Origin of the sequence: Exiguobacterium sp. SL-9 (assembly GCF_004336985.1) — a bacterium.
Lineage (GTDB): Bacteria > Bacillota > Bacilli > Exiguobacteriales > Exiguobacteriaceae > Exiguobacterium.
The window spans coordinates 781948-799047 of record NZ_SJUO01000002.1 but is presented as its reverse complement, the minus strand read 5'-3'; the positions used below and the strand labels follow the sequence as shown (position 1 = coordinate 799047).

The window sequence follows — 17100 nt, the reverse complement described above, 5'->3', positions numbered from 1 at the left end:
AAGGGATGGAGTCGTATGCTTTCATTTGATTCAGCACACCTGAACGAACAGTTCGAGACCGTGTTCTCGGCAAGCCCCGAGCGAAGCTTCTTTGCACCGGGCCGCATCAACTTGATCGGCGAACACACCGATTACAACGGAGGCCACGTCTTCCCATGTGCCATCACGTTCGGCACGTACGGGCTCGTCAAAAAACGTGAGGACGAGATGATTCGCGTCTACTCGCTCAACTTCAAGGACGTAGGTATCGTCACGTTCCCGGTGACGGAAGACACGTATGACGCGCAGCATGACTGGGCGAACTACGTCAAAGGCGTCGTCGCGCTCCTGCGCGCGGACGGACATGCGGTCGGAGGATTCGATTTCCTCCTCGCCGGCAATATCCCGAACGGCGCCGGCCTGTCGTCATCGGCCTCGCTCGAACTCGTGACGGCGCTCATGATCAATGACGTGTACGGCCTCAATCTCGACCGCATCGACCTCGTCAAACTCGGCCAACGCGTCGAGAACGACTTCATCGGTGTCAACTCCGGCATCATGGACCAGTTCGCCATCGGAATGGGGAAAGCGGACCACGCCATCCTGCTCGATTGCGACACGCTCCATCACGATTATGCGCCGATCAAACTCGACGGCTATGACATCTTGATTATGAACACGAACAAACGCCGCGAACTGGCCGACTCGAAATATAATGAGCGCCGCACCGAGTGCGATACGGCACTTGGCCTGTTGCAGCAACATTTCGATGTCGCCTCGCTCGGCCAACTGTCGGTCGCGACGTTCGAGACGGTCGCGGACGAACTCCCGGAGACGCTCCGCAAGCGGGCGCGCCACGCCATCTCGGAGAACGAGCGGACGAAGCTCGCATTCACCGCGCTAGAGGATGGACAGCTCGACGCGTTCGGTGAACTGATGAACGCCTCGCACGCCTCGCTCCGCGACGACTATGAAGTGACGGGCCGCGAGCTTGACACGCTCGTCGCCGCGACACAGAACTGTGACGGCGTCATCGGTGCCCGCATGACCGGGGCTGGCTTCGGAGGTTGCGCCATCGCCCTCGTCGACAAGGCGTCGACCGAAGAAGTGATGCGGACCGTCTCGCACGTATATGAGACAGAGATCGGCTATGCGCCGACATTTTATATCGCGTCCGTCGGGGACGGCGCACGTGAACTTGTAGAGGAGGAAGTGAAATGAGTGTACTCGTCGTCGGAGGGGCCGGTTATATCGGCTCCCATGCAGTCCGCGCCTTGCTTGCGCGCGGGGAAGACGTCATCGTGATCGACAACCTTCAGACCGGCCATATCGAGTCGGTACCGAACCAGGCCCGGTTCTATGAAGGGGATATCCGCGACCGTGCCTTCATGGACCAGACGTTCGCGAACGAGTCAATCACCGAGGTGCTCCATTTCGCCGCCAACTCGCTCGTCGGCGAGTCGATGGATGAGCCTTTGAAGTATTACGACAACAACGTCTTCGGGACACAAGTGTTGCTTGAGACGATGCGGAAACACTCCGTGAGCCGGATCGTGTTCTCCTCGACGGCCGCGACGTATGGCGACCAGGACGAAATGCCGATTCGCGAGACGGCCAAGACGAACCCGACGAACACGTACGGGGCGACGAAGCTCGCCATGGAGACGATGATGAAGTGGTGTGACCGCGCCTTCGGCATCCGTTTCGTCGCGCTCCGCTACTTCAACGTCGCAGGGGCCGACCCGACCGGTGAAATCGGTGAGGACCATATGCCGGAGACGCACCTCATCCCGCTCGTGCTCGAAGTTGCGAATGGGAAGCGGGACGCGATCACCGTGTTCGGTGACGATTATCCGACCGCGGACGGCACATGTATCCGCGATTACATCCACGTGCAAGACCTCGTCGACGCCCACGTGCGCGCGCTTGACTATTTGAAGCAAGGCGGCGAGAGCGATGTGTTCAATCTCGGCACAGAGACCGGATTGTCGGTGCTCGAAATCATCGAGGCGGCACGTCGCGTGACGAATCATGCCATCCCGGTTCAGATGGGTGTCCGTCGTGCCGGTGACCCGGCGATGTTGATTGCGTCACCGGACAAGGCGAAGGACGTGCTCGGCTGGAAACCATCACGGTCGACGGTCGATGTCATTCTCGCTGACGCCTGGAATTGGCACAAGCATCATCCAGAAGGCTATAAACATGTCGAAGGGGTGAGACGATGATCGAATCAACGATTGAAGCGCTCGTCGAGGCGGCGATTCGGGAGGAACTGATCACGGAGCAAGATCGCGTCTATTCTCGTAACCGTGTCCTCGCCCGAATCAATCAGCTCGATTTCACGAAACCGACGTTCGTCCCACAAGACTCGATCCCGAACTTGCTCGAGACGTTGACGGACCATGCGGTCGCAAACGGGCTCGTCGAGGATTTGTTGGAAGAGAAGGACCGGTTCATGGCCGAGGTCATGGACGTGTTCGTCTCGAAACCTTCCGAGGTGACGCGGACGTTCAATGCGCTTCGCGCCACGGACGTCGAAGCGGCGACCGATTTTTTCTATAAGATGAGCCAGGCGTCGAACTATATCCAGACGAAACGAATCGCTAACAACATCACGTACAAGGCGCCGACGCGTTACGGCACGCTCGACATCACGATCAACCTGTCGAAGCCGGAGAAGGACCCGCGCGAGATTGCGCGCGCCCGCCTGCAACCGGCTCCTGAGACGAACTATCCGAAAGGGTTGCTCGCGATCGAGAATGAAGGCTACGGCGGTCATTTGAAACACCCGGCCCGGGCCAACCATCGAATCATCCCGCTCACGCTCGGCGGACAGAACTGGTCGTTCCAATACTCGCCGTACCTGTACTACAACGAGCACTCGATTTTGTTATCGAATGAAGTGCGGGACATGGTCATCGACCGCGGTGCGTTCGAGCGTCTGCTCGATTTCGTGTCGCAGTTCCCGCATTACTTCGCTGGGTCGAACGCGGACTTGCCGATCGTCGGCGGCTCGATTTTGACGCACGACCATTATCAGGCCGGCCGCTACCGGTTTGCGATGGACGATGCCAAAGTCGTGTCGACGTATCGCTCGGACCGTTACGACCAAGTCGAGATTGAGACGCTCTATTGGCCGCTCTCGGTTGTCCGGCTTCGTTCCCGTCAGAAAGAGCAGCTCGTCATGTTGGCGAATCAGTTGCTCGGCCATTGGAAGCAGTATGAAGAAGGGGACATCGTCCCGTATACAGGGGACGTGCGCCATAACACGGTGACGCCAATCGCGCGCCGTCGTGACGGACGCTATGAGCTCGACCTCGTCCTCCGCAACAATCGGACGAGCGATGAGCATCCGGACGGCATCTTCCATCCTCACGCCGACGTCCATCACATCAAGCGCGAGAATATCGGTTTGATTGAAGTGATGGGACTCGCCGTCTTACCGGCCCGACTCAAGACCGAACTCGAACAAGTCGTCCGTTTTGTCGCGGGTGAGGATGTCGAAGTCGCGGATATGCACCGGGCTTGGGCGGACGAGTTAAAGGCGAAGCCAGGCGATGCGAAGTCAATCGTCGACCAGGCTGTCGTCGACAAGTTCGTCAAAGGGCTCGAGGACGCAGGCGTGTTCAAACAGACGGTGGAAGGACAGGAACGTTTCACCGCGTTCATGAACGGATTCCTGAGCTACGTCGATAAAGTGGAGTACGGGGCGACGACTACGGGAATGAACAGGTAAACGAATCGAAGTAGGTGAGCCAGTTGAGAGAAGCAACGATTGAAAACAAGAATGGCATGCGGCTGTCGGCCATTTCATACAGTTGTGCCATGACCGAATTGACGGCACCGGACCGTGACGGCAACATGGACTCTGTCATCTTGAAGTACGGCAGTCCCGAGCAATATCTCGAGAATCCGGTCTATCTCGGTTCCGTCGTCGGACGGATTGCCGGACGAATCCGCAACGCGGAGATTGATGGGGTGGCCTTGACCCCAAGCGAGGCCCCGCATCATATCCATGGCGGAGACGAAGGCATCACGGCCCGGCATTGGGACATGGATGTCGAAGGACAAGCGATCACGTTCACATATGTCAGTCCAGACGGGGAGGAAGGCTATCCCGGCAACGTCACGTTCAAAGTCTTGTATGAGCTGACGGACGACAATGAGCTCGTCGTCACGATGACGGCTGCGACGGATAAACGGACGTGGGTCAACTTGAACCATCACAACTATTTCAATCTCGGCGGACGGCCGACGATTCATGATCATGTGTTGACGTTGCCTGCAGAGCATGTCGCCAAGCTCGACGATGAGTCGTTGCCGACAGGCGAATTGCTTGAAGTGGAGGCGACACCGTTCGACTTCCGCGACGGGAAGCGAGTCGGGGAGGCAATTACGTCGAATGACGAAGCAATCTCCAAAGCTGGCGGATTGGATCATCCGTTCATCTTGAAGGATGGGACGACCCGATTGCATGATCCAGTGAGCGGACGCGTCATGGACGTCGAGACAAATCAACCGGTCATGGTTGTCTATACGGCCAACTTCCTCAGTGAAGAGACGCCGGTGACGCTCGAAGGACGGCAGAAGCATAGCGCCATCTGTCTAGAAGCTCAAGCGTTCCCGGACGCACCGAATCACCCAGACATCGCCACATCGATTGAACTGAAACCGGAGGAGTTGTATCACTCAAGGACGGTGTATCGGTTTGGGGTGGAGTAGAAAAAAAGCAGGCCTGACAGCGCATTAAGCGCCGTCAGGCCTTTGTTTACATCACATGCAGTTTTTAAAAGTGTCTTAATCCAAATGCTCTTACATATCCATTCGAGTCATAATCTACCCAAAATGTCGTCTTTTTTGTTGGTTTGTATTCAATGGTTCCAGCAAGTTCATAACTCATTACTGATTTGTTGTTTCTGGAATACACTTTATTGTACCGATCATAGATAGAATATTTATTGTGTGATTTTGGTTTACCAAGTGCACTCGTCACTTCCGTCCACTTTATTTTACGATTATCGATAGATGGCATCGTCATGATGTCACCGACATGATTCGGATACTTTTCATCGTATCCAATCGTTCCATAAAGAAAAGGTCCTTTTTCTTTTCCAAACACACAACAACCAGTGGCGTAGAATCCGTAAGATGCATTTTTCCCTGTTATTTTCATGCGATCATACAATTTCGCCTCTGCTTTATACATCGTACCTTTTTTAGCAGCTGCGTAATGTTGTTTCAAATAAGTAGCATTACTCGTTTTGAAGACAGTGACGGTAATTGTCTTTAGCTTGCTCTTATTTTTCGCAGCATCAACAGCATAGAGTGAAAACTTGGTCCCGCTTGTTTGTGTCTTGAATGTAAATTTGAAAAGACCTTTTGAGTCAGCTTTCGTACTAGCAACCTTTGTTTTTCCTTTATAGAGGTACACCAATGCCTTGGCTTCCGTTTTTCCGGTCAGGCTCGTGCTTTTCGTATTTACACTACTAGATGTTGGTGTAGGAGGTGCCGTTTTGTCTGTTACTTTAACAAGTACCGACTTACTCTTGTTTTTCGCGGCATCTACTGCATAAACCGTCAATGTGGATCCTGCTTTTTGTTTAGCTAGTTTCACTGAAAATTTTCCGGAAACAGATGTCGCTTGACCCACTTTTTTGCTTCCGTTCATAACGATGACCGTGCTTTTACTCTCAGCTGTTCCAGTAAGTACCGTCATCGCATCAGAGAACGCTGAGACTTTTGGCGCGATCGGAGCCGTTTTATCGATGACTTTAAACGTTGTCACGGAGCTTCTGTTCTTTTGGTTGTCTTCTACTGCTACATAGAGAGTGGAGCCGCCTGTTTGTTTTGGAACTGGAATTGTAAACTTACCTTTGAGACTTTGTTTGAGTTGGCCAATGACCTTATTTGAAGCATTGTATACGTAAATAGTGCCCCCTGGGACGTCGTATGGAAGTTGTCCCGTCACTTGCATCGCTTGATCTGTAAAAGTGTCCACGACAACTGGACCGTACATTGACGTATTGACGGCTGCTGACGCATTGACGCGACCGTATCCGTAATCGTCATCTTTTCCTCGTGCTCCGAGATCATCTGCCGTATCAATCAAGCGTTTAACGATTTGATCGCCTGTTAAAGAAGGGGAGTTCGCTTTAATTAGTGCTGCAACACCTGCGACGACAGGAGATGCCATGGAAGTTCCACTCATCACGCCGTAGCTATCATAGGGTAATGTCGAGTAAATAGAGCTACCTGGGGCTGAAATATCAATTGTCGATCCATAGTTTGAGAAATAAGACGGTGAATCCCATGATGTCGTTGAGGCAACGGATACCACATGTTCGTAAGCAGCAGGATACCATGGATCGTCTGTCGCATCGTTTCCTGCTGCTGCAATGATCACTACTCCAGCATCATGTGCGTATTCAATAGCTTCTTGATTTAACCAGCTGTAATAGTAACTACCTAAACTCATATTAATGATATCAGCGCCATTGTCTACAGCATGATAAATAGCTTTGATGACATCTGAAGAGTAAGCACCGTCCCCTTCAAATACATTGATAGGCATGATTTTTGTTTTTGGAGCAACTCCTGCTCCTCCTGTGTAGTTATCAATTTGACCAGCGATGATTCCCGCAACGTGTGTTCCGTGTTCGCCCACTGGAATTGTCTCATCCCAACCTTCAACCATGTCAAAGGGATGAATGATGTTATTTTCTAAATCCTCATGATATAAATCAATTCCATCATCAATCACAGCAACAATGACGTTTGCCGATCCCTTTGTTCTATTCCAAGCCTCTTGTGTCTCAATATTTTCGTGATGTGATTGAAGAAATAAATCCGAATCATTTGGTGTATAAGCATGTTGTAAAAGATAATCAGGTTCTACTCTTAAGACTTCTGGTTGGGACTTTAACTCACTAATATATTCACTCAACGTTTTCTCTGTCGGTACGTCTACTGTATAAATTGCTGAAGAATTACTTGTTTTCTTTACAAGCATTTCTTCTGATGTGTTTGTCACATTATTTCCTTTAACTTGAACAATGACTCGATCAATTTGTTCTTTAGTACCTTCCGCACTCGTTACATCTGACCAACCTAGAGCCCCGGATATAAAAACAAGACCAATTACCCATTTCGCCCACATCATTCCTCATCCTCCTACAATCATTGGTTCTTATAAAAATACCACAAAAAGGTAATATTTACTTTTTGAATAAATGATAATACTTTTAATTACATTTTTTATGGCGAATAGAGTGGTTTGGTATATCATGCTTTGATGATATACAAATTAGCGAACACGTCGGTCACCATTTTGCTGAACGAACGGAACGATGAGTCGTCAATCAGTGACGTCATTGCCTCTTTCACGACAACTGCGTTCGTCCAATCAGAAACCTCGATTGTCTCGGTATAAATGCGAGTGAACTTCTTGCCTTCTTGTTTGCCAGACTTCCAAAACGAGATGTTCTTCGCTTCGAGTGCTTCTAAAAGCGGGAGACGTTCGGCATAATCAATCGGTCCGACTTCCACATAAAGTTTGAGACGTTTGCTGCCTTTACGTTCGAACCAGATAATCAGTCCGTAGTTGAGCCAATAGCGGTTCAACCGGTCCATCTGTTCCAAGTACGGTAGCCAATCGTTCATAACGAAGTTTGGTACGCGAGTATGGGCGGAGTAGGTCGTCATCGCCTGCTCGTTTACAAACTCAAGAAAAGCTTGGTGGAGGATATTGCCACCTGTCTTGAAAATGTAGTTGATGGTTTGTCGCTTCCGGTTGTAGATGAGCAGTAGATGTCGTTTTGTCTCTGCGTCGAACGTCTCAAGTGTTTTGACCGCTTGCCGTAGCTCGATTTGTTTCTGCTTCGCCGGATTGGCGTTCGCATACAACAAATGAATCGCGGATGCATAATCTTGATATAGCTGAAGGCCCGTGTTCATTGTTTCTTCATCGTCGACCAAACGCTCTTCAAGGAGCGCGATGTAGTATGAAAGAAAATCATAAATATTGTCGGCAATCGTCGCGCGGTTCAACTCGAGTTCTTGCGTGATCATCAGACGGACGTCCTCGTAGTCGAGGAACCAATAGTCGTCGTGGGACGGTGCATCACTCGAGAGCGTCAAATAGACCGGCAAGATGTTCCGATTCGGGAACGTCTCATGGACGTGGTCAAAGTAATGACTGAGTTGACCTGCTGATTCACTCGAATGGAACTTGTTTTCGATAAGCAACATCAAGTTCAGTGATGGAATATCAATCAACAAGTCGATAGCGCCATTCCCGGTCCACCATTCGCGATGGACCGTGACGTCCGAGAGGGGGGCGTGAAGGAATGGTAAATAGTCGATGCCGACGATCTTTTCTTCATTTTCCGGCTTCGTGATTAAGTTCATCAGTACTTTCCGTAAAAAGAAGCTACCGAGCCGATGGTTTTCGTTCGGGTCGAACAGCCAGGCGAGAACGTTCGAGTGACGGATCTCGTACTGATCGACGCGGAGTACTTTGAGCGGATTGAATTGATGAAACTGTTGGTGAAGACGGTTGAATTCGGTCGAATTTTCGAGTTGTAAGATGGTGTCGAGTGAGTAGGTCATATGTTCCTCCTAAAAACATTAGTAAGATTAGTAAAACACAATTATATATAGGGAGCGGTACATATATTAAACGTGGTCCCCAAAAAATATAGGTAGTTATACAAATGAAATTGATGGAAGTATGTCTTTGAATAAATAAAGTATTTAATCAAAAAAATGAATATTCTTAGATTAAAATTGTCGAATAAATGTCGAACGATTCAAAGCAGAAATTGGTAATATCATCTACCTTTTTTATAGAAAAGAGAGATATTTATCCTATATTTTTTGTAATATCAACAACGAAGGTATGATATTGAGTAATTCTAACTAATAAAGTCTATATTTAGTTCCTCATACCTAAAAATCCCTATTGAAGTTAATTGCAGAAATCTATTTATGTAGGGTGATTGGAATTTAATTTATAGTGTCAAAAAGATAATCAATAGAAAATTTGCATAAAAAGGTGATTAAATTTGGAAAAATTAACTCAATATAAAAATTCAATTAACAATCTTGTAAGTACAGCAAATTCTCTTCAAAAAATAGCAGTGGAGATAGAAGAAGATGATCTTTTTGAACAATTAAAAATGGTTAAACTATGGGCCGAAGAGCAAGATTTGTTATTAGCCACTGTTGGAGAGGTTTCCGTTGGGAAGTCGTCTTTTTTAAACGCATTATTAAAACAACCCGTGTTACCTGTTTCTATGAAAGAATCTACGGCCCTTGTTACTCATGTGCGTAGAGGAGAGAACTTAAAAGCGTCGCTATACATTGAAGGAGAGCAGATTTTTTCTTCAAAAGATTTAGAGTCATTCAATGACTCCTACACCGTTCATTCTAAGCGATGGAAAGACGAAAGCGTCGGACGGTTAGCGCGCTTCAAGAAAATTATGACAACAAAGAACGAAGTGAATGAGGATACATACATTGAAATTCAACTCAATCATCCATTACTACAAAACCGAGTTCGCATCATCGATACACCTGGACTCAATGATTCAGGCGGCATACGTTCTGTAATTACAAAACGGTTTGTCAGAAAAGCGGACGCTGCGATCGTATTGATGCGAGCTGATAAGTTGTTATCGAATTCAGAAATGATGTTCTTCGAAGAATATATTCTCAAAAAACATGTGGATCATATCTTTATTCTAGTCAATCGATTCGATAAATTAGCAGAAGGCGATCAACTTACAGTAAAAGAAGCAGCCTACAAAAAGTTCGGGGAGTTAAATATCCCTGAAAAAAACATCTTCTTCATTTCTGCTAAACAGGCAGTTCAAGCGAACAGTTTAGAAAAAATTATTGAAAAAGGAGAAGGCGACTTTCCTACGAAAGCTCTTCAGCGTCAGGCCGCGTCACTAACTCCAAGTGAGAAGGTGTCACTCGCGCAGAGCGAAATGACTCGTTTGAGAGAGACAAGTGCACTGAATGACTTCTTTGATGTTTTACAAGAATTTCTTGTTTCGAATAAAGGAGAAGGAAGAAAAAAGAAAATCGAAAATCAGTTACAAGAAATTGGAAAGCGTCTTCTTAATCAATTGGACGAAGCCAATAAAGATTTACTTCGAACAAATGATGAAGTGAAGAGTGAACTCGAAAGAAATCAAAATGAACATAAACAATCAATTAAAGTCATGGAGTCGACTCGTCAGAAGTTCAATGAAAAGACAAGAACAGAAAAACATGATTTTATAAAGCGGTTTGAAAAGGTTTTTGAGTCGATTAAAAAAGAAGTTGAAGCGGAAACGAAGTTGACACATATAAATTCCAGCGAAGCAGCCAATGCTTTATTAAAAGCTCGAGCTGATGAATTGATGGATCGGATTCAATCTTGGATTGTTGAAGAGCTTCCGCGAATCGAACAAAACGTCAGACAAATATACCTCAATGAGTATTCGTCACAATTGCCAGCTGTTCAAAACATGTTTGTTATGCCGACGATACGCAGTGAGTTTATTCCGGCAGAGATTAAGTCTTCTTCTAGTAATACCGATGCAGCTGCTTTGACTGGAGCTGCGGTAGGTTTTGGAGCGGCAGCTTTATTAGGGATTGGAATATTCGGGGCCCTTTTATTGATTCCTGCAGCGGCTATGGGGGCAGCTTTTCTCTCTGAGGAAAGCTCATCTAGTACAGATAGCCGTAAACTGAAGGAAAGAGTTAAAAAAGAAATTGAAAAATTGTATGTGCGTGTCGAGAAAGAGTCTAAAAAGACTATTCAAGCTGGATTCGATAGCTCGGTTGAAGCGTGGATGAAAGACATGGAAGAGAGTATTCAGAAATCATTCAAACGAACTGAAAAACGTTTAAAGAAAATAGAGCAGTCGTTTAAGGATGAAGAAACGAACGTTACGAAAGAAATTGAGTACGTGAATTCATTAAAAACGGAAGTTCATGCTCAATTAGACCGAATTTAACATCCTGTATATTTTTGATGAGGTGAGAAGATGTATTTAGATACAGTTAAAAAAATCAAACGAGTGAAGGATGTTATCGAGCAAGAAGAAATTTTTATTGTGGTGGTGGGTGAGTTTAATCACGGTAAAAGTACTTTTGTGAACAGCTTACTACAGCAGGATTTGCTTCCTACTGGTATATTGCCAACAACAGCCACTGTAAATATCATCGGACAAGGTACTGAAAAGATACAAGTTCATAAACAAGAACAAACCGTCACGGTAAAAAGCGAAGAGTTACGGAGCTATATTGGTGATTCTGATGTAAGTGATATTGAATGGATTGGCATTAGACATCCGAACGTTCCGTTTGCTCCTCCAGTATATATTGTGGACACGCCAGGACTGAATGACGTAAACAAGAAGCGCAGCGATGTAGCATACAAATTTATTCCTAAGGCGGACATCGTATTCTTCTTGTTGAAAGCAGATCAGCCCATCACAGAGACCGAGTTATCGTTTTTACGCGATACACTTTTAAAAGATGGCTTGCATCGTATAATTTTTGTGATGAATTTTGCTGATGCCTTTGAAGATGAGGAAGAAGAATTGGAAGAAATGATTGAGTCATTAGAAGAAACGTTACGTACGATTGAAGGGATCGACAAACCGATCATCGTCCCATTTGATGCGAAGCGAGCTTTGCAGAACTCGATTCAAGGGGAGACTTCAGAAGTCGAAGAGGTAATTGCGCATATTGAAAATTTCCAAAAAAATGGTCTTGAATCGTTGAGGCTCCCTCGCTATGATGCAATGTTTAAAGAGGTAACACATACTTTCCAACATGAAAAAGATACGTATCATCAATTGGATTCGATGCGAATTGAAGAACTTGAAGTCATTCACACATGGTTTGATTCAGTTAAAGAAGCGAACAAAGTACATATTAATGAAATTAACAGTTATTTAGAAGTTAGACAGAATGATGTGTTATTAATGATTGATAAATCAGTTGAACGACTCTCTGAAGAATGGCTTCGAGAATGTAATCGTGTAGTGAAACGTTATCAAGGACCTTCTGCTCAGTTTTTAGAAGTGATTCAACAAGATATCGAACACATACTGTCAACTGAAAGAAAACGTTGGATTGAACGTTATACGCCACAAGTTGATTTATACATTCGAAAAGTACAACAGGAAATTTTGCAGTCCGTAACCCATATGACAAAACAGCAAAGCGTTGTGTTATGGAAACAAATCGAGCAAAACAACGTGTCAGAAGTAGTATTCCATCCTCCGTTCTCAGATGGAAAACCGGACCCCACAATTACTGCCGGTTTAGTGGCAGGGGGGGCAGCAGCCATTATGTTAGGTATAGGCGGTAGTCTGTTTTTACCGTTCATTGGTTTAGCAGCCTATCCAATTATTAGGAAAAAGCTTGAAACGCAAGCTTTGACAGAAGCCAAAAATTTAATGCTTTTGGACTTGGATAAAATCGTTGATGCGGTCTTGAAAGATATGAAACAGATGCTTGAAGAATATGTGAGAAAGTCTTTTATCACAATTTCTGAAATGACAGTGAATCAAATGGATGGCCATTATCAAAGTCAGCAGGAAAAGATTCAAACACAATTGAATCGTCAAAAAAACGATAAAAATGATTGGTCTGAGCAAAAGAATGCGAAAGAAAAAGAGCTTGAACAGGAAATCGAAAAAATCAAAGAAGCATTATTCAAATGAAAGCGAGAAAAAATATGGGCCAGTATAAAATGATGCTTCCTCTGCTTGAAGCCTTCGAAATGGATGCATGGAATGATCATCTGCATTTTTTAGAATACTATTCTCAAGCCACCGAAAAACCGACCATGGCATTATTAGGCGAATTCAGTGCCGGAAAAACTAGTTTAATCGAAGCCTTATTAGAGACAAAGGCAGGCGTCGTCGACATTCTCGAGTCAACAAAATGCCCCGTATACTTTGTATATGGGGATGAAGCTCGAATTTATCCGTTTAGTAAACAAGTGCCTACTATTCAGAGTTTTGATATAGCATCCATCTCTTTATTAACAGCTTCAGCTAAAGAGGCGGACTGGTTGTTAGTGACGTTACCAAACGAAAACTTGAAGAAAGTAAGTCTTCTGGATACTCCCGGATCGAATGCGAGCACGACGTTCGATTTAGGGTTTATTCCTTGTATTACATACGCATGGTGTATGCCTTATGGTGATGTGTTAAGTGAGACACAAATGACGACACTTAATGAGCTTGGAGCTACGCATCTAATCGCTACTAAGGCGGACCTTATCGATGAAGACGAGGAAGAAGAAGTGGAAGAATTATTTTCCGAAATTCAAGATACTGGCCTGTTTAAATGGGTCACCCAACAGTCTAGCTTATGGTTGAATCACGAACCGTCATTGCGTAAGTCCTTATGGGAGCAATTGTTCACGCAGTCTAGAGTTCCTGCTAGGAATATACAAGTTCCAATCATTGACCAAGTGTCAGAGGAGTTGTCGTCAGCAATCAGTCGAACTGCAAATATGAAATATACATCAATTGAGAGAAAGACCCGTGATGTTTGTAGAGACTATGATTCTTGGGAAAGCACGTATAGAAGCAGTTTAATCAATCTAGACACGAAAATTGATGAGCTTCAACAAGAGTGGTACATCCTATTCTTTAATATGATTTGGAAGAACGGTGAATCCTCTAACTCGACGTTGGTTGAAAAAACAGTTAACTCGTTTAAACAAACTTGGAAAGAATATAACAACTTCTCTCTGAAAAAAGTTAGTCGCGAGTCGATTGTGAATCAAAAAGAGCAAATGATTTCATTACTATATGCCATGGAAAAAAGGTTGTTTAGCAATCTGTCATGGCCCAAAACCGAACAAAATGAATTCCATGACATGATAGAACGTGCACAAAAATTAGATCAACGCTTAAATCTAATTCTCGAGAAAGATAAAGGGAAAATGAAAGACCAACAACTTCAAGAAGGTTATGAGCGATTCAGCGAATTTGGTACTCAACACTTAAAAAATATTAAGAAGACTGTTAAAAAGAATATAAAAAAGAACTACTTGAATGATTTTGGAGAAATCGTTTATGAGAGGCTTTATGGATCAAATGGATACATTGAGATTTCATCTGGTTTAAAAGATCAAATCGAGAGAGACAATAAGTTAATCTTAATCCGTGAAATGGAAGTCGCATTGACATCGATTAAACGAGGAAATTTGTATTTGGTAGAAGAAATTTTAAAAAATTCACCTCGTAAAATTTGGGGATTACCGAAAGAAAAACAAGTACTAGAGAATCCGTGGAAAGCAATTACGGATTCTTTGTACAAACTTGAAGAAAAACGGGATCGGATTTTAAACCATTCTGCCGATTGGCAAACGAAAATGGATCAAGCAGAACATTCCCTTGACGAGTTAAATCAAAAGATTGATGCCATTGGCAAAAAACTAAGCGACTATCCGATCCCGCAAGACAATGAATGGAATTTTATTAACACTGTTGCCGAACGAGTGATTTCGGATTCGAGAACGCTGTTGAAGCAAGTTTCTGATACACATGCGTTTACTTATCAGCCTGTGTACATGCAACATGAAAATTCAGAAAAACATGCTACAAAACACAATAACCTAAACCATCTTCAATGGAACTATTCACTCTTTAAATTCGACACACTGTCTATGATGGTTCTATTTTCTTTGTTGCTTTTAATTGGACCATTTATCTCTTGGTCAACGGTAGGAATGAGTTATGGAAGTGGGTTTTTAATGTCCTTACTCAACGACTCAAAATTCTTGTGGATAATCGCTTTCAGTCTAATTGGCTCATTAACATGGAGTTACTTGGCACATAGACATGTAGAGAAGACACTGATGAAATCAAAGGTAGTCGGGGTACGTTTTACAACAGATGTTCAAAAAACAGCAAAGTTAGATTTTCCTTGGCATTTGATTCTCATCGGGATAGCATTACTTTTCGTAGAGATTGGTAATTATATATTTGGTACGGATCGCGCTGTCGCTAGTTATGTAGTAGGAGCCATCTTACCGTTTATGCTGTTTAGAAACTATTAGAATTAAAGTAAGGATGACAGTCAGTTCCTACTAACTGTCATCCCTTATTCTCATGTATCAGCTTTTTCTGTAGTATCCATCGCCATCAAACACATTCGTATTTCCGTCGCCATCACGGAAATATCCTTGTACGTATGTGCCGTCTGCGCGTAAATAACCATTTACCCAATGAGGTTCTACGTAAGTTAATTTGATGGGTTCGATGTTTACGTGTTGAATGTGTGCTAAAGGATCATGTTTTAATAAACAATCATCCACACTAATCGCGTGTGAAGAATGAACCATAGCATTAGACAAGATAAACGGATCGTTCATGACATCGGCAGGTGATATTTCACTCAATGATTGGTGATCATAGGAATCAAAATCGTTTTCCATAATAAATCCTCCTAAAAAATAATTTGTAAGATACTTATAGCTTATTACAAAAAATATGAATAATCATTCTTTCGTGTATAGATTCTTCAAAATAAAACGCACTTATTTTCTGCGAGGAGAAAAATAATGAATCCTTACAAAATTTTAAACGTAACTCCTTTACATTCAATAGAGGAAATTGAAAAGAACTATTTGAATCTTCGTGAAGGAGAATCGAAAAACTCTGATGAGATTGAAGAAGCTTATCAAATTATCATCAGATCGTTAAAAAAAACCGACGGAGAAAGAAGTTACATTCCCAACGCTGAGAGTGAATTGATCAACCAAGCTGTGCCGAAACTGTTGAAAACATCGAAAAAGACTTCAAGCAAACGTAAGGTACAGCAGAAAGTCTTCATAGGAGATCCAAACTACTACCAGCAGTTTACCTACCCATCACTTGCTTCTAAGATTTCACATTATCGTTCAGATATCAGTAGAGCATCTATAAATAACAGTAAGTACTACATTTTACCTATGGCTTTCCTACTCGCAACAGGTGGTGCTTTCACATCGAATGCTACGCATCAATACTATATAAATAATGAGATGGACTTTAGCTTATTACCCACAGATGATGAAGAAGACTGGGATGGAGAGTACGATGACGGTTATTATTCCGACGATGAATCTTATGCTGATGAAGTCTCAGAAGACGAAGAGCAAAATGAAGACGATGAACAAGCATATTTAGATGAAATGGCAGTAGGGTTAGTGAATGATATGTCACCGGTGTTTTTTACAGATTTGCAGAACTCATTAAAAGGAAGAACAGATAATTTCTCGGGAATTGTCACAGATAAATTCCGAAATGATTTTCGTCCTATTGTAGAAAGAATGGATGAGAACAACGTAATCTTTGAGGGTGAAATTCAATCATATCCAATCAGTTCTTCTAATATTGTTCAAGCGACCGAGGATAAGGTAATCGCGATTGTTGGGACGGACTATTCTTCTCTATCTTATGTTCCTTATTTGAGAGGGGAACCAGAAGGTAGCGAAATGGAATGGCAACTGACAATACTAAAAGAAGGTGGGTATTGGAAGGTAGATGAGCGAAAACTGATTTCAGATTCATCGAGTGATCGAATTGATCCAGTTCGCCCAGAAGTGAAACAGGATGTTGTGGATACAATTTATACGAATGCACGGGATTGGGAAAAAGCTTATCGAAATAAAGATTCTAGTTACTTTACTCGTATTCGTTCGTCAGACTATATCGATCGACAAGAATCATATTACCGAGCACTGGATCAAAATGATTGGTATTGGCAAGGTGAATATGTCGGGTTAGAGTTCAGTAGTGATTCAATCAGCATTGAAGAATCTAATCCAATCAAAGCCACGATTGAAGCTAGAATTCAATACAAGGGTGAATACTTAGATGAAGATACGATGGAGTTTGCTGAGGAAGACGATTCTAAACCAAGTACTTTCCGATACAATTTAGAATTCGACTACGATGCACAGACGTGGTACATCGTAGATACTACACTTTTGAAACAGTTCTCAGAAGGTGACATACAGTCATATTCAAGATATTAAATTTTTAGACTGTGTTCAGTTGGATGAGAAAAAGAAGTTAGAGACAGATATGTATATATGAAGACCATCTAACTCATCTC

At 44.0% G+C, this 17100-nt stretch carries 11 protein-coding genes; 8 read left to right on the top strand and 3 right to left on the bottom strand.

Features of this window, described 5'->3' with window-relative positions; all coding sequences use genetic code 11:
- Positions 1–15 precede the first annotated feature (15 nt).
- The 4 genes from EVJ34_RS08465 to EVJ34_RS08450 are packed head-to-tail and all read left to right on the top strand — an operon-like array spanning position 16 to position 4701.
- The gene (locus EVJ34_RS08465; RefSeq protein ID WP_131485269.1) at positions 16–1200 is read left to right on the top strand and encodes a galactokinase; all 1185 of its coding nucleotides are present in this window, start codon (positions 16–18) and stop codon (positions 1198–1200) included.
- Complete coding sequence (gene galE, locus EVJ34_RS08460; RefSeq protein ID WP_131485268.1) at positions 1197–2204, top strand: UDP-glucose 4-epimerase GalE; 1008 nt, start codon at positions 1197–1199, stop codon at positions 2202–2204. The genes EVJ34_RS08465 and galE overlap by 4 nt, the downstream gene beginning before the upstream one ends.
- Positions 2201–3715: a UDP-glucose--hexose-1-phosphate uridylyltransferase gene (locus EVJ34_RS08455; protein WP_131485267.1), complete on the top strand. Its 1515-nt coding sequence runs from the start codon at positions 2201–2203 to the stop codon at positions 3713–3715. Before galE ends, EVJ34_RS08455 begins: the two co-directional genes overlap by 4 nt.
- Before the next feature lie 23 nt (positions 3716–3738).
- Positions 3739–4701, top strand: coding sequence for an aldose epimerase family protein (locus EVJ34_RS08450; protein WP_131485266.1), 963 nt, complete (start codon positions 3739–3741; stop codon positions 4699–4701).
- 64 nt (positions 4702–4765) lie between these two features.
- Here the strand turns inward: EVJ34_RS08450 and EVJ34_RS08445 are convergent, their stop codons facing one another.
- Complete coding sequence (locus EVJ34_RS08445) at positions 4766–7138, bottom strand: S8 family peptidase (protein WP_131485265.1); 2373 nt, start codon at positions 7136–7138, stop codon at positions 4766–4768.
- A 122-nt stretch (positions 7139–7260) separates the two neighbouring features.
- Positions 7261–8586, bottom strand: a complete 1326-nt coding sequence (locus EVJ34_RS08440; protein WP_131485264.1) for a PDDEXK-like family protein — start codon at positions 8584–8586, stop codon at positions 7261–7263.
- A gap of 455 nt (positions 8587–9041) precedes the next feature.
- On the opposite strand from EVJ34_RS08440, the gene EVJ34_RS08435 reads away from it, so the two are divergent.
- Genes EVJ34_RS08435 through EVJ34_RS08425 form a run of 3 tightly spaced genes read left to right on the top strand, consistent with a single transcriptional unit; the run spans position 9042 to position 15058 of the window.
- Complete coding sequence (locus EVJ34_RS08435) at positions 9042–10985, top strand: dynamin family protein (protein ID WP_131485263.1); 1944 nt, start codon at positions 9042–9044, stop codon at positions 10983–10985.
- Between the two features lie 30 nt (positions 10986–11015).
- The gene (locus EVJ34_RS08430; RefSeq protein ID WP_131485262.1) at positions 11016–12704 is read left to right on the top strand and encodes a dynamin family protein; all 1689 of its coding nucleotides are present in this window, start codon (positions 11016–11018) and stop codon (positions 12702–12704) included.
- A 14-nt stretch (positions 12705–12718) separates the two neighbouring features.
- The gene (locus EVJ34_RS08425; RefSeq protein ID WP_161568895.1) at positions 12719–15058 is read left to right on the top strand and encodes a dynamin family protein; all 2340 of its coding nucleotides are present in this window, start codon (positions 12719–12721) and stop codon (positions 15056–15058) included.
- 57 nt (positions 15059–15115) lie between these two features.
- Here the strand turns inward: EVJ34_RS08425 and EVJ34_RS08420 are convergent, their stop codons facing one another.
- A complete protein-coding gene (locus tag EVJ34_RS08420; protein ID WP_131485260.1) occupies positions 15116–15436 on the bottom strand; it encodes a hypothetical protein in 321 nt (106 codons plus the stop codon).
- A 126-nt stretch (positions 15437–15562) separates the two neighbouring features.
- On the opposite strand from EVJ34_RS08420, the gene EVJ34_RS08415 reads away from it, so the two are divergent.
- Positions 15563–17020, top strand: a complete 1458-nt coding sequence (locus EVJ34_RS08415) for a J domain-containing protein (RefSeq protein WP_131485259.1) — start codon at positions 15563–15565, stop codon at positions 17018–17020.
- The last annotated feature ends 80 nt before the right edge of the window (positions 17021–17100 follow it).